Genomic DNA, 24612 nt, shown 5'->3' on the forward strand with positions numbered 1-24612 from the left:
AACTTACAGACTGGGTGACATGTTCACCGAAGCCGAAATCGCCTACCTGGCCGAGCAGGGCCTTGGCCGGATCGCCACCCAGCAGCCGGGCGGGACCCTGCAGGTCAGCCCGGTCGCCTTCACCTACAACGACGAAGCCAAGGCCATCGACGTCACCGGCTACAACCTGACGCGCAGCCGCAAGTACCGCAACGTCGCCGACAACGGCCGGGTCGCGTTCGTCGTCGACGACCGGCCGTCGCTGGCGCCGATGCGCATCCGCTGCCTGGAGATCCGGGGCCACGCCGAGGTGGTCACCGACGTCTTCGAGACCGACGGCCACCTCGACGGCGCCGTGATCCGCATCCACCCGGAGCGGATCATCAGCATGGGCATCGACGATCCGGACCACGAGCCCCTCGAGCTGAAGCCGAACAACCGCGACGTCTGACGCCCTTCGGCCGCCGCACCGGCCCGGGGGCGGTACGGCGGCCGAAGGTCCCCTCATCGGCGGGCGCCGGCCAGCGTGTAAACCGCGGTGCCGGCGCCGAACAGGATCCCCGCCATCCACCAGCTCACCGACGCTTCCGCCGGCAGCAGCGGCCACGCGACCGCGCCCGAGACCGCCTTCGGGTCGGGGCTCGGCACGAACAGGGCCACCACGGTCCACAGCAGCGGGAACGTCCAGCCGAACTGGCCGCCGAGCAGGGTCGCGGCCAGACCGGCGAGGCCGAGCAGGCCCGCGCCGTCACGCAGCACCACCGACGCGGCCACCTGCGTGTCACCCGGCGCCTGCACGACCAGCAGCACCCCGCCCGCGAGCACCCCGATCAGCAGCAGGTGCCCGAGCCGCCGGGGCAGCCAGTTGAACCCGGCGGTCCGGTCGAGCTCGATGTCCTGGCCGCTGAGCCCGGTGGCCGCCACCGCGACGGCCGCGGCGAGCGTGAGCGTGGCGAAGAAGGCGGACCACTGGCTCCCGGACGCCAGCCGGATCCCGACCGTGCAGATCACCAGGGCCAGCAGGGACGCGGGCACCTGCCGCGACCGCACGTACAGCGTCATCCACCTCATCACGCGGCTCCCCGCGTGAGCGCGGTCAGCGCGTCACCCTGGCAGCTCAGCTCGGCCTGCCGGGAGGCGGCGACGCGGGCCAGCTGTTCCTGCTGCGGCAGGGCCTGCAAGCCCGCCCACGCCTGGTTCGCCAGATCCGTCAAGCCGGTGTAGTAACGCGCCGCCGAGGGCAGTTTCAGCCCGCCGCCCAGCCATCCGGAGACCACCGAGCGCGCGGCCAGCTCCCGGGTTTCCCGCTCGCCGCCGTAGCTCGGTGCACCGCAGACCTGGGTCCCGCCGCCGGCGGTGAGCCGGTAAACCGCATCGTCGCCGTGCTTGCTGTAGTACTTCCAGTCGTCGAGCTGCACGAAGACCTTCGACGGGTCCTGGGCGCCGACGAGCCGGGCGGTCGACCGGCTCGCGTCGGTCGACTCCATCAGCGTGGTCGGCGCTCCGGGGAGCTTCGCCAGCTGCCGCAAGGCTTCCTTCCCCGGTCTGACCAAAGTGGACAGTTGGTCCGCGTGCATCTTCGTGACGCACACCGGGCCGTCGCACACCGGGGCGGCGGTCACCTGGTCGACGGTCAGGTTGTCGGCCAACGCCGAAGGGAACAGCGGGAGGGCGATCGCCAGGCCGGCCACCACCGGCAGCAGTGCGAGCAGCCGCCGTCGCACCGTCGACGCCGAGAACAGCAGGAACCCGGTGGCGGCCAGACCGGCCAGCCAGCACAGCTGCCCGACGCTGAGGCTCACCGTCGGCACGAGGAACGGGCTGCGCGGCTCCTGTGGCGCGATCCCCAGCTGGGTCAGCCGGTTCGGCAGCAGCCCGCCGACACTGCTCTGCTCGCTCGAAAGCTGCAACAACACGCAGGCCACCAGCGCCAGCACGGCGAGCGCGGGGGCGGTGACCGGGTTCGGCAGCAGCCGCCCGACACCGAGGCCCAGCCCGACCCCGGCGATCACCGCCACCAGCCCGACCAGCGCGGGCAGCACCCAGCTGAAGGTGAACAGCCCGTCGTGCGCCACCACCTGCCCCAGCCCGGTCAGCAGGATGACGACGTACGCCACCACGGCCGCGAGGCCCAGCGCGAGGCTCAGCTTCGTCATGCGGTGCCGGGCCGGGCGCGGCATCGTGCCGAGCAGTTCCCCGGTGCCGGACCGGCTGTCGCGCATGCCCTGGATCGCCGAAGCGCCGACGATGATCGGCCACAGCAGCATCAGCAGGTAGCGCGTCCACAGCACCGAGGACGCCCATTGCCCGTCCCAGGCCGCCGGCTCCTTGAACCACGGGCCCTTGTTGAGGAAGCCGAAGAAGAAGCCCAGCCCGACGACCAGCACCGCCAGGGTCAGCCACGGCGCGATGGTGCGCCGCAGCTCCGTCCGCAAGACGTTCACCACGCCTCCTGCCCGCGTTCGTGGTTCAGCAGGGCGGAGTAGCCGCGTTCGATCGGGCTGTCGCCGACGTGCTGCTGCCCGCCCGCCGCGGCCAGCTGGTCGGGCGTGCCCTGGAAGACCAGCTTGCCCTCGGCGAACAGGACCACGTCGGTGCAGGCGGTGGCCACGTCCTCCACGAGGTGCGTCGAGACGAGCACGCAGGCGTCCTGGCCCAGCTCCTGCATCAGCTCGCGGAACCGCACGCGCTGCGCCGGGTCGAGCCCGGCGGTGGGCTCGTCGAGCAGCAGGATCTGCGGGTCGTTGACGATCGCCTGGGCGATCCCGACCCGGCGGACCATGCCGCCCGAGAGCGTCTTCAACTTGTCCTCGGCGCGGTCGGCGAGGCCGACGCGCTCGATCGCCCGCTGCACCGCACCCGGGATGTCCGCCTTGGGCATCTCCTTGAGCCACGCCAGGTACTCGACGAACTCGCGCACGGTGAACCGCTTGTAGTAGCCGAACGTCTGCGGCAGGTACCCGATCCGGCGGCGCAGGCCGCGCTGGTCGATGCGTCCCCCGACGGACTCACCGAGCAGCGTCAGACTGCCTTCGGTCGGCCGGAGCACCGTCGCCAGCGCCCGGATCAGCGTGGTCTTGCCGGCCCCGTTGGGCCCGAGCAGCCCGTGCACTCCCGTCCCCAGCGAGAGATCGAGGCCGTTGACGGCCATTTTCTGCCGTCCTACCCGTACTTTCAGCCCCTTGGCCTGGATTTCCCAGGCATAGGTCGACGGAGCGACCTCTGCGGCTTCGACTGCCCGCATGTCCATTGTCCCCTCATTCCCTATCGATGAGCGATGAGCCGCGTGAAGGCGCTCCGGCGGAGCACCATCACCACCACGGTCAGCGCGAAGATTCCGGCCCAGACGGGCGTGGCCCCGGCCTGCAGGGCGAACGAGGTGCCGGTGGCGAGCGTGGGCGCCGCGAGCACGACCAGCCACACCACCACCAGTGCCCCGGCCGCGCGCTGCACTCCGATCAGCAACCCCAGCGCGAGCGTCCCCGTCGTGAACGCGAGGCTCGGCAGCAGCCACAGCCCCACCGAAGACCCGGTGAGCCAGCCCGCGATCAGCAGCACCGGCAGCACCGCCACCAGCACCGCGGTGGTCCGGCGCAGCACCAGGTCCAGCCCGGCCCGCGGGCTCGCCGTGACCAGCTCGTGGGCCGGGTCCAGCCCGCCCGACCACGAAGCGGCCACGCCCAGCACCGGCAGCACCGGCGCGAACAGCTGCACGAACGACCCGTGCTGCCAGAAGTCCGCCCAGTCCAGCCACACCGACATGAGCGAGACCAGCAGCACCATCAGGAGCCACGGCAGCATCACCGGCGTCGTCCACCGGTCCAGCAGGGCCCGCAACCGGCTGGTGGCCGGCTGCGGACGGGTGCCGAGCTTCGGCTCGAGCCCCGCCCAGACGCCGTCGAGCAGCGCCGAAACGTCCGGTGTGGACAGTGTGGCGAGCCGGCCCCGGCAGACCGCGCACAGCTCCAGGTGGGCTTCGACCGCCCAGGCCTGGTCGGCGGGCAGGTCGTGCCCGTTGAGGTAGCCGGTGAGCAGCCGATCGGCGACGTGGTTCATGACAGTGCCTCTCGCATGGCGATCCGCGCGCGGCGCGCCCGTGTTTTCACAGTTCCTTCCGGCAGCCCGAGCAGGACGGCCGTCTCGCGGACGGACAGCCCGTCGAGCACCATCGCCTGCAGGATCTGGCGCAGTTCGGGCGCCAGCGCCCGCAGTGCGTTGCCGACGTAGTCGCCGACCGTCGCGGCCAGCGCCTCCTCCTCGGCGGCCGGTGCCACCACCGCGACCTGGACGGCCGGCGGCGGCTGGGCGTGGTGCGCCCGCCGCCGGAACGCGTCGACCAGTCTCCGCGCGGCGATCGTCCACACCCACCCGACGGCCGTCCCGCCGGCCGCGGCGCCCGAGAACGAGCCCGCGGCCCGCCAGACGGCAAGGTAGGTCTCCTGCATGACCTCGGCGACGACCTGTTCGTCGGCGCAACGGCGGCGCAGGCGGACGGCGAGCCAGGGTGACGTGCGGCGGTAGAACTCCTCGAATGCCGCCCGGTCACCCCGCGCCGTCCGGCGGACGAGTTGCTCCTCGTCCGCCTCCGCTGGTGGCTTGTGCTTCACACCAGGCAAGACGCCATGCCCCGTCCTCCGGTTCTCGGATCACTGTGTCGTGCGTCACACATCACCCGAACCGAAACTACGCCAATCGGATATTTCGGCAGCCTCACCGGCCGTACCCGAATACAAGTTGATGCCCTCTTAAGGTTGCCTCCAGCCGTCCGGGTGATCGTCTCACTCATCGCCATCACGGCCGGTGGACAACTTTCGGGCATTATGAAATTCTCCTCCACGAAAGCATCACAAGAACGCAATGGGGGCGTTGTGATCAGCCACTCGACGGTGAGCAGCATTCAATCCGGTCCCGGTTGAATTTTCATCCGTAAAATTCACGAAATTCCTTCAGATATGGCGTTGTGCGAAGCGGGAAACCTGGGGGACAGGTTGAAGATCAAAGTATTCATCTCTTGTGCCGATCCGCTCACGCGCGCCGGGCTCTCGGCGCTGCTGACCGGTCAGGACAACCTCGAGGTCGTCGGCCAGTGCGGCCGGGTGTGCGAGGCCCTCGCCCAGCTTCCGGGCACGGACGAGGTGGTGGCGGTGGTGTGCGACCCCGGCGACGACTTCACCGCGTTCCGCCGGCTGGGCACCGCGGTCAAGGTGATCACGTTCGCCGAGCTCGGGGACGCCTACCGGCCGGTGGACCTGATCACGCTGAACGCGCGGGCGGTCCTCTCGCCGGCGACCACCCCGGACGAGCTGATGCTCGCGATCAGAGTGGTGGCGGCCGGCGACACCGTGCTGATGCCGGTCGAGGTGCACCGCCAGGTGTCTTCCCTGATGCAGGACTCGGACACCACCCGCCGCGGCGGCGTGGACCTGCAGCTGACCAGCCGGGAACGCGACGTGCTGGAGCTGCTCGCCTATGGATTGTCCAACGCGGACATCGCGCTGCGGCTGTCGGTGTCGGCGGCGACGGTGCGCTCGCACGTCCACCACATCCTGCAGAAGTTCGCCGTGCCCAGCCGCGCGCAGGCGGTGATCGCGGCCTACGGGGCCGGGCTGGTCGCCCTCGCGACGAGCGAGGAGAGACGGCTGCCGGAGCTGGCTTGACGCACGCGTGACGGCTGGGCGGCGCGAGGGGAAGGACCCGCGCCACCCGCCTGCCCGGGTCCGGCTCACCCGGCACCCGGCGTCCGCATCGTCGGGGAGGCCTCACGGCCGAAGGGACCTCCCGCGCCGGCCGGCGCGGAAAGCCCCTTCGGCGTTCAGCCGTGGCAGTGGTCAGTAGCTGCCGTTGTACTTCTTTTTGTCGTCCTTCTTGTCTTTCTTGTCCTTCTTGCCGAACCAGCCGCCCTTGCCCTTGGAACCGATGACGTTGGCCAGCGGCGGCTTGCGGTCGCCGTCGTCCTTTTTGCCGAAACTACCCATTTCCTTACTCCCTTCCCGGAAAACGCGGGAGCCGGCCGGGATTACAGCCAGCCCATGTTCCTGGCGTGCCGGACCGCGCTGATGCGGTTGTCGACTCCCAGCTTGGTGATCGCCGCGGACATGTAGTTGCGGACGGTGCCCTCCTGCAGCGAAAGCGTCTTCGCGATGCCCGACAGCGGACGCCCGTCCTCGGCCAGCCGCAGGATCTCCAGCTCACGCGCGGCGAGCGGGCACTCCCCGGCGAACATCGCGTCGGCGACCAGGTCGGGGTCGAGGTAGCGGCCGCCGGCGTGCACCTCGCGGATGACCTTGGCCAGCTCCGTGCCGGACACGTTCTTGGTCACGAAACCCCGCGCGCCCGCCTGCACGGCCCGCTTCAGGTAGCCGGGACGGCCGTGGCTGGTCAGCATCACCAGCGCCAGGCCCGGATGCGCGGCGGCCAGCTGCTCGGCGGCCGAGAGCCCGTCCAGCACCGGCATGTCGATGTCCAGCACCACCAGGTCGAGCTCGGTGCCGGCGGCGATCGCCACCGCCTGGGCCCCGTCCTCGGCCTTGGCGACGACGTCGATGTCCGGCTCCAGCCCGACCAGGGTGACCAGCGCGGTGCGGATCAGCTCCTGGTCCTCGGCGATCAGTACGCGGATCGTCACTTCTCCTCCAGCGGGGCCGAAGCGGTGAGCCGGAAGCCGCCGCCGGGCTCCGGTCCGCTCTCCAGCGTGCCGCCGACGGCGCCGAGCCGCTCGGCCAGCCCGGCCAGGCCGTTGCCCAGCCCGTCGGCCGGGCTCTCGCGGACGCCGTTGTTGGTCACCACCAGGCTGATCCGGCCGCCGGCCCGGTGGAAGCCGATGCCGCACCGGGTGGCCTCGCTGTGGCGCAGGATGTTCGTGACGGCCTCGCGCACCACCCAGCCGAACACCGGCTCGATCCGGTCCGGCAGGCCCGCGGGCACCTCGTCCACCCGGCACTCGACCCCGGCCGCGGTCAGCACGCTGACCCCGCCCTCGACCTCGGCCTTCAGCGACTGCCGGCGGTAACCACGCACCAGCGTGCGCACCTCGTCCACGGACCGGCGGGCCAGGTCGACGACCGCGTCCATCTCGGCCGCGCCACGCTCCGGATCACGGGCGGTGAGCCGGGCCGCGACCTCACCCTTCAACGCGATCACGGACAGGCTGTGTCCCAGCAGGTCGTGCACGTCGCGGGCGAAGCGCAACCGCTCCTCCAGCACCGCGACGCGCGCGAGCTCGCCGCGGCTGCGCTCGACCTCGCCGTTGAGCAGGATCACGGTGCCCACCACGGCGATCACGACCATCACCACGAGCCCGCGGCCGATCAGGTCGACGATCTCCCCGGCCGGCAGCGCCGACCGGGCGAGCAGCAGCCACGAGCCGCCGACCACGACCACGACCAGCGAGGCGGCGCGCACCCGGCTGAGGGTGAAGACCGCGGCCCCGCAGAAGATCGCCGGCAGCGCCACCAGCGCCGGGCCGAAGCGCAGGTACAAGCCCACGGCGAGGATCCCGGCCACGACCAGCGACCAGGGTTTCCCGGCGGCCACCAGCTGCGTGCCACTCCAGATCACGTGGGCGAGAACGGCGCTGAAGGCCGCGAGGCCCAGCAGTGCGGCCCAGAGGGCGCCGGTCCGCGGCGCACCGGAGGAGAACAGCGGCTCGACGCCGTACGCGACGCAGAGCACGATCAGCAGGATCGTCGCCGTGCGGGCCACCGCGGTCCGCGAGCGTCGCGCCATGGCCCCTGTTTCCTCCCCGCTCCCCCGGACCGGCGAAGGGCGGAGCGCGAGCGTCTCCATCCCGATCACCTGTTCCGTCATTGGATCACAGCTCACCGTCGCGGACATCTCAGCGACCGGACCGCTTGGGGTCCCAGCGGAAGAACTTGCGGGCCAGCGACAGCCCGATCACGGCCCACGCCACGGTCACGCACAACGGGCCGATGCAGGCCTGGACCTGGCCGGCGAAGCCCAGCGGGGCCCCGGCGCCGGACAGGCCCATGATCGCGTTGTGGCCGGCGAAGTCCGCGCCGAGGTAGGCCGTGCGCACGATGCTGACCACCGGCGCCATCGGCAGGTAGACCGCGGCGTCCGCGAGCGGGCCGGGCAGGGAGGAGAGCGGCGCGTAGATCCCGGAGCAGAACATGAACAGCACCATCACCGGCGTGACGATCCACATCGAGGTGTCGGCGCTGGGCAGGATCCCGGAGATCCCGACCGCGAGCAGCGCGAACATCGCCACGCCCAGCACGAGCCCGACGACCAGCAGCAACGGGTTGGCGGGCGCGCCGGCGTCCAGGGCCACCAGGCCGAAGACGATCAGCAGCACCGCCACGATCAGCCCGGGCAGCGAGGCCGCGGCGCCCTCACCGGCGAAGATCGCGCTGTCCGGCAGCGAGGCCGCGCGCAATCGCTTGTACACCAAGGCATCGCGCCGCGAGGTGACCGCGTTGACCAGGGTGTACACCGTGAAGAACAGGGCGAAGGCGAGGAAGCCGGTGAGCGCGTACATCCCCGCGGGCGCGCCGTCCACGGCCGGGCCGTGGCGGAGCTGGAACGGCATGAAGCCGCCGAGCACGAGCGGCACCAGGGTGCCGGTGAGCGCGATGCCGATCCGCTTCCAATACACCTGCTGGGACAACAGGAACTGCGCCCGCGCGTAACCGAGCCAGGTCATCGTGAGCTCCTCTCCCCGGCGGCGGCCGCCAGGAACGCGTCTTCCAGCGAGCCGGCGCGCACGTCGAGTTCGGCCAGCTCCACCCCGTGCCCGGCCGCCCAGCCGAGCAGGGCGGCGAGCGTGCGCTGGGGTTCGTGGGTGTGCACGAGGACCCGGCCGTCCCGCTCGGCCGCCTCGGCGCCGTCGAGTGGTGGCAGGTCGGCGGCGCCGAACGCGGGCGGCAGCCGGAACGAGACGGCGGTGGCCGAGCGCGCGGTGATCTCGGCGAGCGTGCCCTCCCGCACGATCCGGCCGCGGTCCATGATCGCGACCTGGTCGGCCAGCGCCTCGGCCTCCTCCATGTAGTGCGTGGTGAGCAGCACCGTCATGCCGGCGAGGATGAGCTCGCGCAGCAGGTGCCAGACGTTGCGGCGGGCCTCCGGGTCGAGCCCGGTGGTCGGCTCGTCGAGGAACAGCACCTCAGGCCCGCCGAGCAGGCCGAGGGTCAGGTCGAGGCGGCGCTTCTCCCCGCCGGAGAGCTTCCCGACCTGGACTCCGGCCCGGCGCCCGAGGTCCACCATCTCCAGCGCCTCGGCCCGCGGCCGCGCGCCCGGGGTGAACCGGCGCCAGGCGTCGATGGTCTCGGCCACCGTGAGGGTCTCGAGGAAACCGGCCTCCTGCAACACGATCCCGACCCGGGTGGCGATCTTCCGCCGCTCGGTCAGCGGGTCCGCGCCGAGCACCCGCACGGTGCCGCTGGTCGGCCGCTGGAAGCCGGTCAGCACGTCGACCGTGCTGGTCTTGCCGGCCCCGTTGGTGCCCAGCAGCGCCAGCACCTGCCCCGGCGGGACGGCCAGCGAAATGCCGTCCACCGCGGTGAAATCCCCGTAGTCCAGGTGGAGATCGCGTATCTCGATTACCGATTCGTCACTCACGGGATCGAATTTACCGGTCATGGCCCAGCCTCCGTCAGTGGATGAGAACACGAGTATCGGATGACATTTTCCATCCGGCTCACATGACAAGTGTCAGGTGGCCCAGCTGCTGGTCAGCGTGGGAAAGGAAGAGCAGGCGGGCGATCACGGCCTCGGCCGCGGGAAACACCCCGAGGCGATTCCCGGCCAGATGCAAGTGGTGGAACAGCTGAAAATATCCCGACCGCAGCGGCATCGAATCGGCCGCCGCCCAGAATTGCCGCGAGAAACCGCGGATCAGTTCCCCGGACGGTCCGCCGAGCACGGCGTTCGCCTCGGAAAGCAGGCCGTCCGCCTTCGCCCGCACCCGCGGGTCGGCCAGCGAGGTCCACGGCGCCGCGGTCCACGGGCGCCGCGCCGGACCGCCCGACCAGTACCAGCCGTACTGGTGCAGGAAAGCCGGACGCCGGCTCGCGGGCAGGCCGGCGGTCATGGCCAGCATCACCGCCGCGGCGAGCCCCGAGCGGCCGCCGCTGCGGTGCCGCGCCAGCAACTCCAGCGCCGTCTCGCTGCTGAGCTGGAAGAGCCGCTCGGCGACCGCCATGTCCGCGAACTTCCCGGTCTCCGGCTCGTAGACGTGTTTGCTGTAGGCACCCGCCAGCGCTTCGTCGACGACCTGCTCGACGTGGTTCAGCGCGGCCGGGCCGGCGGTCAGCCGCCAGCGCAAGTGCAGACCGGTGGCGTCGAGGAACCTGAGGTAGAACCAGCGCAGGTCCGACACCTCCGCGCGCAGCTGCCGGACGGCGGGGGCCACCACGGTGCGCAGCAGGGGTTCGCCCGCCCCGGCCGGTTCGACGGGGGCACGGTAGTAGAGCCACTCAGCCATGGCGCACCAGCCCCTGGAACTCGGTCGCGAACCGTTCACCGCGGGCGCACTCGGCCCAATGCCCGGCGCAATCGGGCAGCGCCTCCGCGAAGTCCACTGCGGACACATCCGGATCGGCGACGCCGAGCGCGGCCCACACCGGGAACGGGTGGTCGAACCCGAGCCACTGCGGCTTGCGCCTGCTGACCCGGCCGCCCGCCCGGACGACGCCGGTCACGAACACCTCGTCCGGCAGGCCGTGGACCTCGCGCCAGCCCCGCAGCCGGGCGAAGAACTCCACCGGCGGCTCGCCGCGGTCCGGCCTCGGCACCGCTTCGGCCGGGAAGCTCCAGCGCGCCCTCGCCCAGACCACGCGGCCACGCTGCCGCCGGGGCTGGTAGCCGGAATCCGCGTCGTCGGCCACCCGGCGGTCGCGGTCGACCCGGCCGAGCGTCAGCCACGGGTTGGACAGCAGGCAGACGAGTTCGGCGACCCCGCGTTGCAGGTGCTGCGGCACCGCCCCGGTGTAGGCGAACGCCACCGCTCCGTCCACATCGGACACTTGGAGGGTGTCGCTCGCCGGATCGTGGGCAAGTGTCATCCCCTCCAGCCCGGCACCGGACTCGGGGTGGCGCAGGTCGCCCGGGGTTGACAGCACGGGCAGGCCCAGCGCCGGCCGCTGCAGCGAGGCCCAGTCGGCGTGCGGCGTCACCTGGTGGACGCGACAGCCCGGGTGCAGGCCCCGGGCCCACTCGGCGAGCGGCTCGTCCAGACCGGCGGCGACCGGCGTCCACCGGCCGAGCAGGCCGAGCCCGCCGGAGTGCACCGCGTTGACCACGGTGAGGTGGGCCCCGGCGGCCACCTCGGCCGCGGAGCCGGCGGCGACCTGGAAGAACACCGCGTTGCTCGCGGTCGCCAGGGTTCCGGTGCCCCGCAGGCGGGCGGCGTCACGGGCGACGGCGAGGTCGACTTCCGGCAGCAACATGGCCAGCGCGGCCGGATCGGACCGGGTGAGGAACGCGTAGAGGAAATCGAGCAGCGGCACGTTCGCGGCGCCCCGGCCGTGACGGAGCACGAAGCAGCGCACCAATTCGGCGTACCGCCCGTCGCGCCAGATGTGCGGGACGAGCGTGCGGCCGATGTCCGCGAGGTCTTCGGTCACCGGGGCCGGCAGCTCCGGGCATCGCGGCGCGGCCACTGCTTCGTGGAACAGCGGCAGCTCACCGGCCCACGACGGCGCGGGCTGGTCCAGCGCCGCGAACGCCTCCGCGACGGCTTGGTGGGCCGACCCGATCGCCGCGGCCCGGCGGGCCGGCTCGGGTTCGCCGGCGACGATCCGCTCCTGTTCGGCCAGCGCACTGGCCGCCGCCGCGAACGGGCCGCCGATCCGGTCCTCGGCCCACGCCGCCAGCTCGGCGAAGTCCGACCGCGCCCGGATCGGCCAGGGCAGAACCGGTTGCAGCAGACCGGTTTCCGCGAGCCGGCGGGCCAGGCCGGGCTCGTCCGGGAAGCACTCGGCGAGCCGGACCGGATCGGCGGGCAGGCCGTCGAGCAGCCAGTCGTACGCCCCACAGCCGACCAGCTCGTCAACGCGCAGCGGCGTGCGGCGCACGATCACCCGGCTGGGCAGGGTGGCGAGCCACCGGCCGTCGACCTGCCGCAACCCCGACACGGCGGTGACGGTCAGGCGGTCCGCGAGCCGTCGATCCTTCAAGCAGGCCAGCAACAACGCGAGGGCGTGCGGCCGCGACGAGCTGGTCACCCGCGCGGGCTCGCCGTCCGGGACGCCGACCGTGGTCAGTGAGCTGAACGGGCTCGTCTTCAACGCGATCCGCGTGAGGTAAGCGGTCGCGCTGCGGACCGAACGGGCCGACGGGGCGTCGTCGAGCGGCGCGGCGAGCAGCCGTCCGGTGAACTCCGGACTCGCCAGCGCCAGTCCACTCGCGACTTCCGGCGCGCCCAGGTGACCACGCATCGCTTTCGCCGCCCGCGCGGTCTCCGCGGCGAAGTCCGCACTGGCCGCGGTGCGCCGCGTCTGGGCGTGGCGCACCAGTTCGGCCCACCGGGTGACCTCCGCGGCGAGGCCGGGCGGCAGTCCGGCGGGCACCGGCACCGGGCGTCCATTGTGGATGTCCCGGCGCAGCTTCACGACGGCCCGCCGCAGCGGCTTGTCGAGCTGGGGCACCAAGTCGTAGAGCCGATCACCGAGCGGCCCGGCCAGCGCGGCCGCCGCCCGCTCGTGCTCCGCGGCCTCGCGCAGCGCGGTCACGGTGTCGGGCGCGGCCAGGTCGTCGACCGCCGGCACCGGCAGCCCGGCCACCCGCACGACGGTCACCGGGGCGACCACCATCCGGGTTGCCGCCGGGGCCAGCGTTCCGACGTCGGGGATCACGACGAGGTCCAGTGCCGTTCACGCAGCAGCGAGTACGCGCTCGACGCCCACCCGGGGTCGTTCACCGCCTGCCAGCTCTCGGGCAGCGGGCGCGGCGGCGCGTCCGCGGCCGGCACCGGGCGGCTGCCGAGGATGAAGTCGCCGACGCTGGACTCCGTCAGGTAGTCGAGGCCGAACGCGCGGGCCGCGAGGTCGGAGTCACCGCTGCCGAGCCCGCACGGCGCCAGCCCCATCGCGGTCGCCACCAGGTACATCGTCTGGTAAAGCACGCCGGCGTGCTTGAGGCTCACGGAATACGCGATGGCGCGATACTTCCACGAAAGCCGCTGGAACCTCGACGTCATCGTCACCAGCACGTCCGGATCGGCCTGCAGCGCGGTCGCGATCGAAGCGGTCTCCAACAGGGCCTGCCGGTCGGCCTCGCCGTCGTTGACGAGCACCAGCCGATGGCCCACCGGGTCGTAGTAGTAGATGCCGGGCTCGATGCCGTCGCACCGCTGCACGGTCAGGTACAGCTCCAGCTCATACGCCGCGCCGCCGCAGGGGTACGGCCGGGTGCTCGCCTCGTACGGTGCGTTCGGGGTGGGGCCGTAGACCGCGCGAACCCGCGCCGTCCGGTAGAGCCATTCGCCGATCTGCCTTGCCGTCAAAGGCTTTTCCCCGTACTGGCGGACCGAGGTGCGGGCCTCCAGCACGGCGGTGAGCGACGGGTCGGTGGCGAGCACCTCGTCCAGCTCCGGGCGGAACAACTCGATCGACCTGCCGTCCGGCACCGGTTTGATCGCCGGACGCGGCTCGATGTCGCCCAGGTACGGGAAAATCCCGCCGAACGGCTGATCGAAGCGACCGCTGCGGGCCCGCGAGTGGCTGAGCAGGTCGTGAAAGTCCCATTGGCGCAGCACTGCTTCGGTGTCGGAGGGGAAGCCCGTCGGCGTGCCCTGCTCGACGAAACCCGCGCCGACGAGGTGCCCGATCAGCTCCGCCGTGGCGTCCTCGGGGAGCAGACCGGCCAGATCCGCGGCCGTGCCCTCGGTCCCGAGCCGCGCGACGACGGCGGCCGCGACCGGGTCCACCAGCGTCACCCGGTGCCGGACCAAGGGGGACTCCAGCACCAGCTCGTTGTCCAGGGTGCGCAGCAGGGCGAACTTCGACAGCCGCAGCCGGGCGTCCGCGGAGATCTCGGCCGGCTCGTAGGCACCGGCGCGACTGGTCGCCTCGATCCGGACGAGGACCCGGCCGTCGAGCTCGATGAAGCGGGCGAAGAGCTGCTTCGCGCGCTCCACGATCTGCCGCAGCTGCGTTTCCGACAGGTCGAGATCGGCGCGCGGGGCCACCGCCAGCTCGCGCAACGCCCGCGTCACCTCGGGGGTGACGCCGTGCAGCGCGAACGAACCGACCCGGCTGAGCAGCCGGACGGTGCCGTCCCGCTCGTCGATCCGGACGTCGGAGCGCAGGCCGAGCCGGGTGGCGGGCCGGGGGTGATCGATGGTGGTCATGGCTGTGCTCCTCACAGGAACATCGCGGTCGGGTTCAGGGCGGTTTCGGCGGTGGGCCCGGCCAGCCAGCCCATCCGCACGGGCACGTCGTAGAGCCGGCCGGGCGCGTACCGCGTCCAGAAGTGCCGCAGGCCGGGCACGAGCACCTTCACCACGGGCAGGCCGATGTCCGGCCGGGTCTGGTCGAGCACCAGCATCTCCAGCCCGGCCCGCTCGACGGTCCGCTGCGCGAGCCGGACGTCCTCGGCCAGGTCGTCGGTGCTCAGGTCGGTGTAGTCGGCGGCGGTGCGCGGCGGCCCGTCGAGCGGACGCAGGTACGGCTGGTTCGCCAGCGTCGCCGTGCGCCACCAGCGGTGCTGCTCCGGATCGGGGAAGGCGTACTCCTCGGCTCCGTCCTTGGCGCCGATCACGGCGGGCAGGAACTGGTTCATCTCCGTCATCGCCCGGGAGATGGCGATCTTGATGTCGAAATGCGCGCCGAACGCGATGAGCAGGTCCTCCACCGGCTTGTCGATCCGGCGGGAAACCGTGACCACGGTGGGGATGCCGAGGTCGGTGGTGAGGTCGAGCGCCCAGGCCTCGCGGTTCGCGGCGCGGTAGCTCCGCTGCCAGGTGTCGAAGTAGGGGTCGCCGAAACTGGCCAGGTCGATCGCCGGACGGCGGAGCATGTTGTACCACCAGAGCGCGACGCTGTCGCGTTCCACCAGCTCCATGAAACCCTGCACGATGGCGTCCTCGAGGCAGGTCCCGGCGGCGTTGCCGTTGGAGTCCGCGCCGCTGTAACGGTTGCCCCGCTGCAACGGGTAGCCGAAGAAGAGGCTGGCGGTCGGGAAGTACTTGGTGCGCTGGTGCGTCAGCGACCACACGGGCGTCCAGTCGATCTTCTGCGCCGGGTCGAACGGATCGCACACCCGCTGGAAGTGCGAGTCCCGCGCGTTCCACTCGGCCCGGTCGCGGAACTGGGCGTCGCTGAACAGGTGCAGCTCGTTCGGCTGGAACGCCTGCTCCGGGCCGAGTTCCCGGTAGGTGGCGGAAATCCGTCCCTCGTCGCCGCGGTAGAGCCCGCTGTACCGCTCGACGGCCTCGCCGATCGCCGACGCGCGGGCCTGCACGTCGGTCATGCCCTTGCCGGACGCGGCACTGCGCAGGCCGGCCCGCAGGTCCGACACGTGCCCCATCGGCACGGCGAAGTTCTGCCCCGCCTGATAGGTGTGCAGACCCTCCACATCGGACGGCAGCTTCACGAGCTGCTTCACCGGGCCGGTGATCGGGCTGACCAGCGGCTCGAATTCGGCGAGCAGCTTCTCCGGCGACTTGGCCCGGTGCCCGCCGTCGGTGATCTTCGCCTTGGGCCGGCTGGTCAGCCGCACCGGCTCCTGGTGCAGCCGGCTCTGCAGCTCGCGGTCGCCGCAGGCGGCGCACTGCGGACGGCGGGTGAGCCGATGGTGCCGGCTGTCCATCGTCACGGTGTCGAAGGTGACGACCTCGGTCTCCGCCGGACAGCTCTGGTCTGGGCTGCTCGAGCCGGTGGCCAGCCAGGCCGCTGCCTGCAACGCGGTGAGCCGCAGGCCGAGCTGCCGGGTGGTGGCGAGATCGGCGATCGAGGTCACCGGCGGGGCGATGAGACCGTTGCGCTGCTTGAGGTAGTTCATCACCATCTGGTTCGACGACAGCCGCGCGGCCAGGCACCACCAGCAGGCCGTGGTGCCCGGTTCGAACACCGGGCCGGTCCACAGCAGACCGCCGGTCGGCTTGGCCAGCAGCCAGGGGCGGCCGTCGGCGAGGCGGTCGAGGTTGAAGTCCGCCACCTCGGGGTTGAGGTAGTCGTCGACGAGCACCACGGTGAGGGCGGACGGGCCGGTGCCGAGGGTTAGCCCGGCCTGCTCGGCGGCCTCGGCGAAGCCCTCCTCGGAGACGTCGCCGAAGCGCACCACGTCGATCGGTGTCGCCGCGACCCGGTCCAGCGCGGCGTCACCGTCGAGGGAATGCAGCTCCCAGAACCCGCCCGCGCGCTGGTCGGCATCGGCGTCCACCTCGGCGACGTGGCCGGCGACGACGAGCTTGTCCAGCACCGCCTCAACCCGCGCGGCCGGGAACTCGCCTGCCAGCGCCTCGACGACCTCGGCGCGCGTGTGCTTGCTCGCGAGCAACGGCGTCGCCCGCTCCACGAGCCCGCCCGCCAGCCGCACGTGCCCGAACCGCTCCGCGATCAGGTACACGCCGTCGCCCTCGACGACCTCGGCACGCAGGTACCGCTTGAACCGGATGACTTTCCTCATGAATTCCCCCAGCGGGTTTCGGTGTTCGTTGGCACGTCGTCTCCGAGCACGAGCACCCGGTCGGCGACGTCGAGGAACCGGGGCGAGCGGCTGACGACGACCCTGGTCACGCCCTCCTGATCGCGCACCACCTCGGCGATCGTGTCCGGTGGCTCGTCGAGCAGGAGCAGCCGCGGCCGGCGCGCGAACGCCCGGGCGAGCTGAAGGAGCTTGAGCTGGCTCGCGGAGAACCCGCCGGCCCCGCCGCTGACCACAGTGGACAGTCCCATCGGGAGCCCCCTGATCACCTCGGCGAGCCCGGCCTGGCCGAGCGCGGCCCAGGCCTGGTCGTCAGCGGCCGGGGAACGGCCGAGCACCACCGTGCGGACGGTGCCACGCGGGAGGTCGGCGTCCTGCCGGAGGTACCCGGTCCGGCCGCGGTCGGCCGCGCTGAGCCGGTCGAGCAGGGTGGTCTTGCCGGCGCCGGACGGACCGGTGATGACCACGAACTCACCCGGAATCAGGTCGAGTGCGAGGGTGGGTACCTCGGTGGCTTTCGCGGCGGCCAGCAGCGCCCGGATCCCCCGGACGGCTTCACCGCCGACCACGAAGACCGAGCGGACCGTGTTGTCCGAGCGGCCCAGCACCAGGAAGAGCTGGGCCAGGACCGCGCACGCGGCCAGCAGGACATCCGCGCGCGCGATCCCGAGAACGGTGGCGAGCAGGAGAAAGGGGATAGCCGCGGCGACCGCGGCCGACCGCGGTTCGGGCCGGGCCGCGGGGCGCTCCGGCCGGAGCCGGGCGAGCATCCGGCGTTCGGCGGCGTAGAGGTGGATCTCGTCGGTCCCGGTCAGCAGCTGGTCGAGCCCGTCGCCGGTGAGGCCCGCGGCCGGGCCACGAGCCGAGCGGGCCAGCGCCACGAGACCGGCGACTGCGACGGGGAGCACCGCCCAAGCCGTTCCGACGCTGACGGTCAGCAACGCGAAGAAGGCCGCGGCGACCATAGCCGTCACGAGCAACGCGTCGAGCGCGGCGGCGGCCACAAGCGTGCGCAACCGGGAAACGACGGTGGTCGCGGCCGCGCGCAGTTCCGGCTCCGTGGTGCGCAATCCGGTCCGGGCCGGGTCGAGCAGCAGATCCCAGAGCGCGGGTTCCACTGTGGATTGGAGCCGGTGCTGGGCGTCGGCGGCGAGCCGGTCGCGCAGGCCCAGCAGCAGGATGATCGGCAGCGCGGCCAGCACGGGCACCAGCCAGCCGTACCGCACGCTGAGCATCGCGGACGCACAGCTGACCAGCGCGGCCAGCAGCCCGGTGACCACCACCGCGACCGGAACGCGGGGTCGATCGAGGCCCTTCGCGTACAGCTGCCAAACCGCGCGGGCGCCCACCGGCTCGGGGTGCCGGCCGGACCGCAGCAGGACGGCCCGGCCGGCGGTATCGAGCACCAGCGCGGTCCCGGAAACGGTGCTGCCGGGGGAAACCCGCACGGCCCGCCAGCCGCCCGCCTCGGCCGCCGCTGTCACCGGATCGGGCCCGTCCGGCGCGTCTTCCGGCACCTGGCCCAGCAACGGCCGCAGCGCCTCACGACACGCGGGCCAGTCCGCGGCGGGCAGCTCGCGGTCGATGGTGGTCATGACGCCACCAGCCCCAGCTCGAGGACCTGACCATCCGAAGTGGACGGTGCAGACCCGGAGGTGACCACCACGGTGGCACCGCGGCGAGCCAGCGCACGCTCGATCCGAGCGTCCCCCACGAAGTCCGGCTCGTCGAGCAGCAGGATGGCCGGGTCGCGGAGCAGCGCCCTGGCCAAGGCGAGGCGACGGCGTTCACCGCCGCTGAAATTTCGGGCGTTCGGGGCGATCCGGGCGGTGCGGGCGCCGCCGCGGGCGGTGATCAGGGTGGTGAGGCCCGCGTCGTCCAGGGCGTGGGCGACCTGAGCGTCGGTGACGTCATCGTCGGCCAGCGTGAGGTTTTCGTGCACCGTGCCGGGGAACAGCCACGGCACCTGCGGCAGGTAGCCGACCCCGTCGCGCAGCATGGCCCGCGGGATCTCGCCGTGGGCACGGCCGCCGAGGCGGATCTCGCCGGTGGTGGGCTCGAGCGCGCCGGCCAGCAGCCGCAGCAGGGTCGACTTGCCGCTGCCGGTCACCACCAGCCGCCCACCGGCCGGCACGCTCACGGTGGCCCCGCGCAGCACCGGCCGCCGGGGTGAGTAGCCGAAACCGACGCCGGTCAATTCGACCCGGCCATCCAATGTGGACTCCGCAACCCCGGCTTCGGCGACGAAACGTGGATGCGGGGCGGCTTCGTCGAGGTCGTCCAGCACGTTCGTCCGGTCGATCAGCTCGGGCAGCCCGCCGAGGTGTTCCAGCACCGCCCGGGCGTGGATCAGGAACGGGGCGAGCGCGACCAGCGCCGCGGCCTGCCAGACCGCGCCGGCGGCCGCCGCGAGTTCCACCCCCGTCGCCGCTGAGGTCCAGAGACGCGCGCGGTCCGCGGCACGGCGGCGCGCGGCCAGCTCTTCGCCCTGGAGCTCGGCGAACTCCGCGAACAGGTCCGGTTCCGATTGCTCGGCGTGAACCGCGTCGAGCCGGGCGAACGCGGCGCGCGCGATCCCGTTGCGCCGGGTCAGCTCCCCGACGAACAGCCGTCGCGACACCGCCGAGCGGCGCTGTCCCATCGTCCGCAGCCCCGCCGCGAGGCCGGCGCCGCCGATACCGACCAGCAGCGCCGGCCACGAAAGCCACCCGAGCACCACGGCCACCGGCACCAGGAACCCGGCGCTCGCCAGCAGCGGCACCACCCGGTGCGCGAGCAGGACCGCCGAGGTCTCGGCGAACCGCGCCTGCGCCCCCAGCGCCGCGTTCGAACGGCGGTCGAGGAACGACGCGGGCACCGTCAGCAGCTTGTCCAGCACCGCCCGCTTCCGCCGTCCGGCGACCACGTCATGGACCTCGGCGGCCAGCCACCGCTGCCCGTACGCCAGCGCGGCGGCCGCGAGCGCCGCGACGATCAGCGCGGCCACGGCAACGCCGGAGTTCAGGCGGCCGGCGACAACACCGTCGACGAGCAGTGCCGCGGCGCCGGTCACCGCACCGAGGCCGAGCCCGGCGCCGGCCGCGGCGGTCACCCGGCCCCGGACCTCGGCGAGCCAGCGCGCGCACGTCCGCAGGGTCGACCGGCTCGGTCGCTTGGCCGTCGCGGGAGGCGCGGCGGCGGAGGTGAAAGTCAGCACGATGCCACTGAATTCGGCCCGGAACTGGGCGCTGGTGCGCCGATCCCGGCCGCGGGCGGGATCGTTGACGACGGCGCCGCCGTCAACCGCCTCGAGAACGGCGAAGTGGTTGCCGTGCAACAGAACGACGGCCGGCAGCGGCAGCGATCGCAGCGCGGGCAACGGGTCGCCTTCACGGATGCGCAGCCCCCGTCCGGCCAGTCCGTGGCCGGCCCCGACCCGGAGCAGGTCGGCCGCCGTGGTGCCGTCGCGCGAGACCCCGCATTCCGCCCGCAACCGCGCGGCGGGAACCGGGGTGCCGCGGTGCGCGAGCAGGATGCCCAGACAGGCGGGGCCGCAGTCGGCCTCCTCCACCTGCCCGATGACGGGGGTAGCGCTGGACGGCGACCTCACGGCCTTCCACCGGCCCCGAACGGACACGACCCGGCCGGAGCCGCGACGGCCGAAGCCATCGGCTCCGTTTCGGGCAGTACGAGCCGCAGCGACGCCGGGCTGTGGAACGCCATCTCGTCGCGACGGCGGATGTCCTGGCCGGCCAGCCGGAAGTCCGGCGCGTGGGCGGCCAGCGCCGCCAGCACGGTTTCGCCCTGCAGCACGGCCAGGCTCGCGCCGAGGCAGTAGTGGGGACCGTGGCCGAAGGCGAGGTGCCGCGCCTCCGTGCGGTCCAGATCGAAGTCCAGCGGGCGCGTGAACACCGCCGGGTCGAGGTTGGCCGCGCCGTACATCAGCAGCACCGTGCTGCCCCGCGGGATGGTCACGCCGTCGAGGTCGATGTCGTCCTCCGCGATCCGGCTCATCAGCGGCAACGGTGGGTGCAGGCGGATGCCCTCCACGTACGCGGCAGCGGCCAGCGAAGGATCGGCGACCACGCGACGCCAGGCGTCCGGGTGCTTCCGCAGCGCCAGCACCACGTTCGCGAGCGCGCTGCCCACGGTGTCGATCCCCGTCATGAAGAGCATGAGGACCATCGAGACCAGCTCGTCGTGCGAGAGTCGTCCGTCCTCTTCGGACGAAGCGCGCGCGAGCCGGGAGATCAGGTCGGTGCCGTCGCCGCGGCGGGCGGCGAGGTCGTTGATGTAGCCCACCACTTCGGCGAGACCGGTCGCGGCGGTGGAGCCCGGGGCGCCGTAGCGGCCGCCGAGCCGTCCGGTCACCTCGTTGACCACCGCGCTGTTGATCGCGCTCGCCCAGCCCAGCACCTGATGCCGGTCGGCGGGCGGCAGCCCCAGCAACGCGGCCGTGGTGTACACCGGCAGCGGCCCGCACACGTCACCGACGAACTCGCATTCGCCGTGGCGCAAGGGTTCCGCCAGCAGTTCGGCGACGATCTCCTGGACCGCGCCCCGCAGCCCGGCCACGGACTTGGCGCTGAACTGCCCGGCCACGAGCCGCCGCAGCCGCTGGTGGTCGGCGGGCGGCTGGATCGGCAGCAACCCGTCGAGCACCCGGCTGGTCGCCTCGTCGAGCTGCCGCGTCGCGGACCACTCGTCCGGCATCCGGAGCGCGCCCGCGGGGTGCCGGGCGATCTTGCCGACCAGGTCGTGCCGCGAAACGATCCACACGCTGCCCGCGTGGATCACCGGCTTCTCCTCGGCCAGCCGCGCGAACAGCCCGTTGTCCCCCACCGGCTGCGACTTCGGATCACCGATGAACCGCAGCGCCGCCTTCGTCAGCTCGTCCATGTCTGCTCCCCAGCTCTCGGGTGTTACCGGTGTGTGCCGACCGGCCGGCACACACCGGTAGCTACCTCGGTTCTCGCGATGCGAAGACCGTCGAAATCAGCCGCCCAGGCAGGCCGCGGTACCGACCGTGGCCGGGGTGCTGATGGTGCCGGCGGTGCTGGCGGTAGCGGCGCCACCCACCTCGGAGAGCTCTTCCACCGTCAGGTCCTCGATCGGCAGCTCGGTCGTGTTCAGCTTTTCCGGAGTCATGTCTTTCCCCTCAGATGTTTTGGTTACTCGAATACTGCGGAAATGAAAAAAGCCCGGATCAGACGCTGGCGCAGCCGATGCAGGCCGCGGTGCTGACCGGCGTGCTCGCGGTCGAGGCGGTGCCGGCACAGTCAGCGGCCGCCACGTCGTTGAGCTCCTCGATGGACAGGTCTTCGACAACCGGAGTGGTCTGCTCCATGGTGATCACACCCAATTCGATTCTTTTCGGACAGGACATTTACCGCTCGGCGCGAATACTTCCGCGCGCCATCAGCGAGTCTGCCAGCCGGACAGAACGAATTCTTCGGCGCTTTGATCGATTGTCCCGGACGACGGAATGCGCAGCAAACCGCTTTTCTCGATCATCCGTTGAGACGGGTGGTGGACACACCGGCGCTCAGGTCGGGGTCAGACCGGTCTGGTTCGCACCCGGCGCGGCCTCAGGCCGAGGGCCAGAACTTGCGCCAGCCATCGGCTTCGAGGGTGGTGGGCTCGACGCCTTCGGCGCGGGCGGCGGCCTCGGCGGCGCGGATGTCGCGCGCGAACTGCTTTGCGACCGCCCGCAGGTCACCCTCGGGGTCGATGCCCGCGCGGCGCGCCGTGGCGGCCGTGCGGAAGAGCTGGGAGGCCGGGTCGGCGCCGGCGGGGAACAGGTCCAGCGGGATGCCGGCGCGGCCGCTGCGCTGGCCGAGCTTTCCGGCGAGCGCGGCCGCGGGCTGGCCGAGCGCCACGCCGTCCACAATGGACTTACGTTGTTTCTCCGCCTGTTTGAGCTCTTCCCACTTCAGTTCCTGGTGCTCGGCCGTGGCCACCTTGCCGGCGTCGCCGAAGACGTTGGGGTGGCGGCCGACGAGCTTGGCGACGAGCTCGCCCGCCACGTCGTCGATCGTGAACGGGTCCTGGGGGTCCTCGGCGGCCACGCGTGCGTGGAAGAGCACCTGCAGCAGCACGTCGCCGAGTTCTTCGCGCAGGGCCGCGCGGTCGTTCTCCTCGATGGCCTCGAGCAGCTCGTAGGTCTCCTCGACCAGGTACTTGCGCATCGAATCGTGCGTCTGCACCCCGTCCCACGGGCAGCCGCCCGGCGAGCGGAGCCGGTCCATCACCAGCACGGCCTCGACGAGCGGATCGGCCGACGCCTCGAGCACCTGCGCCCCGGCAGAGCGGAGCGCGACGGCCGTCGGCTCCGCGAGCGAGCCGACCACGAGCACGATGTCGCGCAGGGACGGCGCTTCGGCGACCGGCGGCAGGCCGAACGCGGCGGCGTCCACGTCCGACCCCGCGTACACCGCCGCCGCGGTACGCAGGAGCGGAACCGCGGCGGCCGGGAGCGTCGCCCCTCGGGCGACTACGACAACAGAGCCGGTCACTGCTGGGCCGGGGCGGCGCCCTGCACCGGCAGCACGAGCCCCTTGGTGGCGTTGGCGTTCGGCGCGAGGTCCATGCCCACGGCGTCCCACACGCCGTAGCGCGGGTTGATGCGGTAGTCGACGTCGCCGAGGTACGGCTGCAGCAGCCGGATGCCGATGCCGCCGAGCTGGTCCGGCGTCGGCTGCTGGGCCTGATCGGTGGCGACGGCCTTGCCGGTGGCGCGCTGGCGCACGACCGCGACGACCCAGGTCGGGTTGCCGGCCGCGTTCGGCTGGAAGGCGATCACGGTGTTGGCGGGCACGCCGAACAGCACCGTCGTGGCGTCCTGCGGCGACGACAGCGCGGGCACCTGCGTGCCGACGTTGCCCTCGACCCCGGCCTGCGCGCCGCTCTGGATCTCGCCCTGGACGGCCTTCGGGTCGGCGGCGAACTGCCGCGCCTTGGCGATGGCGTCGGCGCGCGCGGTGGCCGGGTCGGTCGAGGGCGCCGTGCCGTCGGCACTCGGCGCGCCGACGGTGGTGTAGTCGAAGTTGACCGTGAGCGTCGGCAGGTACTTGATCGCCAGCTTCTGCTCGAGGTACTGGTCGGTCAGCGCCTCGCGGTGGTCGCGCACGCGCCAGACCAGCTGGGTGACGGCGGAGTCCTGGTTCTGCGTGACCGACTGCGGCAGCGCGCCGGCCAGCGGGTCCTGGAGCATGGCCGCGCCGATGGCGTCCTGGTCGGCGGTGACCTTCTCCTTCTCCGCGGCCTTGGTCACCACCGCGTGCAGCAGCTCCTGGCGCACGATCTCCCGGCCCACGAGGTCGAGCTTGTGCTGCGCCGCGAGCTGCTTGGCGTACGGCTGTTCCTGGACCGCCTTGTCCAGCAGCGCCTGCACCTGGTCGATGGAGGTGACCTTGCCGTCGATGATCGCCGCGGCGCTCACCTGACTGGGCCCGGCACCACATCCGGAGAGCAGGAACGCACCGGCCACAACGGCGATCAGCGCGCGAGGGCGCCCCATGATCCGCATCACAGGCCATACCCTCTCATACGCCCGCCCCCGAAACGCAACACCGTGTTCGTTGCCCGCGCAGTATTGTCGACAAATGGACTCTTGGTTGTCGATTGAGGTCCTCGACGGCACGTTCCCGGCCCGGGCCTGGCAACGCGCGCACGGCGACGGCCTGACCGAAGCGGCGCTGACCAACGGCGCCGGGCAGTGGACGTGGCACGTGCACGGCTGGGGCGTGACGCTGGAGATCGAGTTCGACACCGAGGACCGGCGCGACCGCTTCCGCGCCCTCCCCGCGGTGACGGCCGCCCTGGACGCGGTCCCCGACCCGGACCGCGGCCTGCTCGTCTACCCGGGCCGCGGCGGCGGCTCGGGCGCCCGGGTGCCGCGCGTGCCCCGTCCGAAGCCGTTGGCGGACGCGGGCGCGCTGCCGACCCCGGAGGTGGAGCACCGCATGCGGCTGGCCACTACGGAGCCGCCGATGTTCCAGCTCAGCTCGAACGGCTCGTGACATCAGGCCTCGTGAGTGTTCACGACGG

The 24612-nt window shown here is 72.3% G+C and carries 24 protein-coding genes; 3 read left to right on the forward strand and 21 right to left on the reverse strand.

Translation table 11 applies throughout. The annotated features are described in order from the left end of the window. The first annotated feature begins 19 nt into the window (after positions 1–19). Positions 20–430 (forward strand): PPOX class F420-dependent oxidoreductase, encoded by a 411-nt coding sequence (locus BMY97_RS03935; protein WP_091612441.1) that lies wholly within the window; start codon positions 20–22, stop codon positions 428–430. A gap of 53 nt (positions 431–483) precedes the next feature. Here the strand turns inward: BMY97_RS03935 and BMY97_RS03940 are convergent, their stop codons facing one another. Genes BMY97_RS03940 through BMY97_RS03960 form a run of 5 tightly spaced genes read right to left on the reverse strand, consistent with a single transcriptional unit; the run spans position 484 to position 4586 of the window. After that, entirely contained in the window at positions 484–1050 is a 567-nt protein-coding gene (locus BMY97_RS03940; protein WP_091612443.1) for a hypothetical protein, read from the reverse strand. Further along, positions 1050–2423, reverse strand: a complete 1374-nt coding sequence (locus BMY97_RS03945) for a hypothetical protein (protein WP_091612956.1) — start codon at positions 2421–2423, stop codon at positions 1050–1052. Before BMY97_RS03945 ends, BMY97_RS03940 begins: the two co-directional genes overlap by 1 nt. Beyond that, complete coding sequence (locus tag BMY97_RS03950) at positions 2420–3223, reverse strand: ABC transporter ATP-binding protein (RefSeq protein ID WP_091612953.1); 804 nt, start codon at positions 3221–3223, stop codon at positions 2420–2422. Before BMY97_RS03950 ends, BMY97_RS03945 begins: the two co-directional genes overlap by 4 nt. Positions 3224–3243: 20 nt before the next feature. After that, on the reverse strand, positions 3244–4035 hold the full coding sequence (locus BMY97_RS03955) for a zf-HC2 domain-containing protein (RefSeq protein WP_091612446.1): 792 nt from the start codon (positions 4033–4035) through the stop codon (positions 3244–3246). After that, the gene (locus tag BMY97_RS03960) at positions 4032–4586 is read right to left on the reverse strand and encodes an RNA polymerase sigma factor (RefSeq protein WP_091612449.1); all 555 of its coding nucleotides are present in this window, start codon (positions 4584–4586) and stop codon (positions 4032–4034) included. Before BMY97_RS03960 ends, BMY97_RS03955 begins: the two co-directional genes overlap by 4 nt. Before the next feature lie 381 nt (positions 4587–4967). Between BMY97_RS03960 and BMY97_RS03965 the strand changes: the two genes are divergently transcribed. After that, a complete protein-coding gene (locus BMY97_RS03965; RefSeq protein WP_177231160.1) occupies positions 4968–5636 on the forward strand; it encodes a response regulator transcription factor in 669 nt (222 codons plus the stop codon). A gap of 171 nt (positions 5637–5807) precedes the next feature. Here the strand turns inward: BMY97_RS03965 and BMY97_RS46825 are convergent, their stop codons facing one another. The 16 genes from BMY97_RS46825 to BMY97_RS04030 form a co-directional block, all read right to left on the reverse strand. Next, positions 5808–5954, reverse strand: coding sequence for a hypothetical protein (locus BMY97_RS46825; protein WP_177231161.1), 147 nt, complete (start codon positions 5952–5954; stop codon positions 5808–5810). A gap of 41 nt (positions 5955–5995) precedes the next feature. Continuing rightward, a complete protein-coding gene (locus BMY97_RS03970) occupies positions 5996–6604 on the reverse strand; it encodes a response regulator transcription factor (RefSeq protein ID WP_091612454.1) in 609 nt (202 codons plus the stop codon). Next, a complete protein-coding gene (locus tag BMY97_RS03975) occupies positions 6601–7785 on the reverse strand; it encodes a sensor histidine kinase (RefSeq protein WP_143086114.1) in 1185 nt (394 codons plus the stop codon). The genes BMY97_RS03970 and BMY97_RS03975 overlap by 4 nt, the downstream gene beginning before the upstream one ends. A 28-nt stretch (positions 7786–7813) precedes the next feature. Then, the gene (locus BMY97_RS03980; protein ID WP_091612460.1) at positions 7814–8641 is read right to left on the reverse strand and encodes an ABC transporter permease; all 828 of its coding nucleotides are present in this window, start codon (positions 8639–8641) and stop codon (positions 7814–7816) included. Next, the gene (locus BMY97_RS03985; RefSeq protein WP_245787125.1) at positions 8638–9555 is read right to left on the reverse strand and encodes an ABC transporter ATP-binding protein; all 918 of its coding nucleotides are present in this window, start codon (positions 9553–9555) and stop codon (positions 8638–8640) included. The genes BMY97_RS03980 and BMY97_RS03985 overlap by 4 nt, the downstream gene beginning before the upstream one ends. A gap of 79 nt (positions 9556–9634) precedes the next feature. Continuing rightward, positions 9635–10420 carry a thiopeptide-type bacteriocin biosynthesis protein gene (locus BMY97_RS03990; protein WP_177231162.1) on the reverse strand — a complete coding sequence of 262 codons (786 nt, stop codon included), beginning with the start codon at positions 10418–10420 and terminating at the stop codon, positions 9635–9637. Continuing rightward, the gene (locus BMY97_RS45780; RefSeq protein ID WP_143086115.1) at positions 10413–12791 is read right to left on the reverse strand and encodes a hypothetical protein; all 2379 of its coding nucleotides are present in this window, start codon (positions 12789–12791) and stop codon (positions 10413–10415) included. The genes BMY97_RS03990 and BMY97_RS45780 overlap by 8 nt, the downstream gene beginning before the upstream one ends. Further along, positions 12788–14287 carry a SagB/ThcOx family dehydrogenase gene (locus BMY97_RS03995; protein ID WP_091612467.1) on the reverse strand — a complete coding sequence of 500 codons (1500 nt, stop codon included), beginning with the start codon at positions 14285–14287 and terminating at the stop codon, positions 12788–12790. The genes BMY97_RS45780 and BMY97_RS03995 overlap by 4 nt, the downstream gene beginning before the upstream one ends. An 11-nt stretch (positions 14288–14298) precedes the next feature. Further along, positions 14299–16566 carry a TOMM precursor leader peptide-binding protein gene (locus BMY97_RS04000; protein ID WP_091612469.1) on the reverse strand — a complete coding sequence of 756 codons (2268 nt, stop codon included), beginning with the start codon at positions 16564–16566 and terminating at the stop codon, positions 14299–14301. Then, positions 16563–18179, reverse strand: a complete 1617-nt coding sequence (locus tag BMY97_RS04005) for an ABC transporter ATP-binding protein (RefSeq protein WP_091612472.1) — start codon at positions 18177–18179, stop codon at positions 16563–16565. Before BMY97_RS04005 ends, BMY97_RS04000 begins: the two co-directional genes overlap by 4 nt. Then, positions 18176–20173, reverse strand: coding sequence for an ATP-binding cassette domain-containing protein (locus BMY97_RS46830; protein WP_218156672.1), 1998 nt, complete (start codon positions 20171–20173; stop codon positions 18176–18178). The genes BMY97_RS04005 and BMY97_RS46830 overlap by 4 nt, the downstream gene beginning before the upstream one ends. Next, entirely contained in the window at positions 20170–21462 is a 1293-nt protein-coding gene (locus BMY97_RS04020; RefSeq protein WP_091612475.1) for a cytochrome P450, read from the reverse strand. Before BMY97_RS04020 ends, BMY97_RS46830 begins: the two co-directional genes overlap by 4 nt. A gap of 96 nt (positions 21463–21558) precedes the next feature. After that, positions 21559–21711 carry a thiocillin family RiPP gene (locus BMY97_RS45785; protein WP_143086116.1) on the reverse strand — a complete coding sequence of 51 codons (153 nt, stop codon included), beginning with the start codon at positions 21709–21711 and terminating at the stop codon, positions 21559–21561. Positions 21712–21769: 58 nt separating this feature from the next. After that, positions 21770–21910, reverse strand: a complete 141-nt coding sequence (locus BMY97_RS45790) for a thiocillin family RiPP (protein ID WP_143086117.1) — start codon at positions 21908–21910, stop codon at positions 21770–21772. A 241-nt stretch (positions 21911–22151) separates the two neighbouring features. Then, entirely contained in the window at positions 22152–23078 is a 927-nt protein-coding gene (locus tag BMY97_RS04025; RefSeq protein WP_091612477.1) for a nucleoside triphosphate pyrophosphohydrolase, read from the reverse strand. Beyond that, positions 23075–24082 carry a hypothetical protein gene (locus tag BMY97_RS04030; protein WP_342743995.1) on the reverse strand — a complete coding sequence of 336 codons (1008 nt, stop codon included), beginning with the start codon at positions 24080–24082 and terminating at the stop codon, positions 23075–23077. Before BMY97_RS04030 ends, BMY97_RS04025 begins: the two co-directional genes overlap by 4 nt. Positions 24083–24167: 85 nt before the next feature. Between BMY97_RS04030 and BMY97_RS04035 the strand changes: the two genes are divergently transcribed. Then, entirely contained in the window at positions 24168–24584 is a 417-nt protein-coding gene (locus BMY97_RS04035; protein WP_091612483.1) for a hypothetical protein, read from the forward strand. The last annotated feature ends 28 nt before the right edge of the window (positions 24585–24612 follow it).

The sequence above is a fragment of the Amycolatopsis saalfeldensis genome (assembly GCF_900110575.1).
Classification (GTDB): domain Bacteria; phylum Actinomycetota; class Actinomycetes; order Mycobacteriales; family Pseudonocardiaceae; genus Amycolatopsis; species Amycolatopsis saalfeldensis.

What these genes read in the sequence shown, in the direction of transcription:
- BMY97_RS03935 (WP_091612441.1), top strand. Translation starts at nt 20, where the DNA reads ATGTTCACCGAAGCCGAAATCGCCTACCTGGCCGAGCAGGGCCTTGGC.
- BMY97_RS03940 (WP_091612443.1), bottom strand. Translation starts at nt 1,050, where the DNA reads ATGAGGTGGATGACGCTGTACGTGCGGTCGCGGCAGGTGCCCGCGTCC.
- BMY97_RS03950 (WP_091612953.1), bottom strand. Translation starts at nt 3,223, where the DNA reads ATGCGGGCAGTCGAAGCCGCAGAGGTCGCTCCGTCGACCTATGCCTGG.
- BMY97_RS03955 (WP_091612446.1), bottom strand. Translation starts at nt 4,035, where the DNA reads ATGAACCACGTCGCCGATCGGCTGCTCACCGGCTACCTCAACGGGCAC.
- BMY97_RS46825 (WP_177231161.1), bottom strand. Translation starts at nt 5,954, where the DNA reads ATGGGTAGTTTCGGCAAAAAGGACGACGGCGACCGCAAGCCGCCGCTG.
- BMY97_RS03975 (WP_143086114.1), bottom strand. Translation starts at nt 7,785, where the DNA reads ATGACGGAACAGGTGATCGGGATGGAGACGCTCGCGCTCCGCCCTTCG.
- BMY97_RS03980 (WP_091612460.1), bottom strand. Translation starts at nt 8,641, where the DNA reads ATGACCTGGCTCGGTTACGCGCGGGCGCAGTTCCTGTTGTCCCAGCAG.
- BMY97_RS03990 (WP_177231162.1), bottom strand. Translation starts at nt 10,420, where the DNA reads ATGGCTGAGTGGCTCTACTACCGTGCCCCCGTCGAACCGGCCGGGGCG.
- BMY97_RS03995 (WP_091612467.1), bottom strand. Translation starts at nt 14,287, where the DNA reads ATGACCACCATCGATCACCCCCGGCCCGCCACCCGGCTCGGCCTGCGC.
- BMY97_RS04000 (WP_091612469.1), bottom strand. Translation starts at nt 16,566, where the DNA reads ATGAGGAAAGTCATCCGGTTCAAGCGGTACCTGCGTGCCGAGGTCGTC.
- BMY97_RS04005 (WP_091612472.1), bottom strand. Translation starts at nt 18,179, where the DNA reads ATGACCACCATCGACCGCGAGCTGCCCGCCGCGGACTGGCCCGCGTGT.
- BMY97_RS04020 (WP_091612475.1), bottom strand. Translation starts at nt 21,462, where the DNA reads ATGGACGAGCTGACGAAGGCGGCGCTGCGGTTCATCGGTGATCCGAAG.
- BMY97_RS45785 (WP_143086116.1), bottom strand. Translation starts at nt 21,711, where the DNA reads ATGACTCCGGAAAAGCTGAACACGACCGAGCTGCCGATCGAGGACCTG.
- BMY97_RS45790 (WP_143086117.1), bottom strand. Translation starts at nt 21,910, where the DNA reads ATGGAGCAGACCACTCCGGTTGTCGAAGACCTGTCCATCGAGGAGCTC.
- BMY97_RS04030 (WP_342743995.1), bottom strand. Translation starts at nt 24,082, where the DNA reads ATGGGGCGCCCTCGCGCGCTGATCGCCGTTGTGGCCGGTGCGTTCCTG.
- BMY97_RS04035 (WP_091612483.1), top strand. Translation starts at nt 24,168, where the DNA reads ATGGACTCTTGGTTGTCGATTGAGGTCCTCGACGGCACGTTCCCGGCC.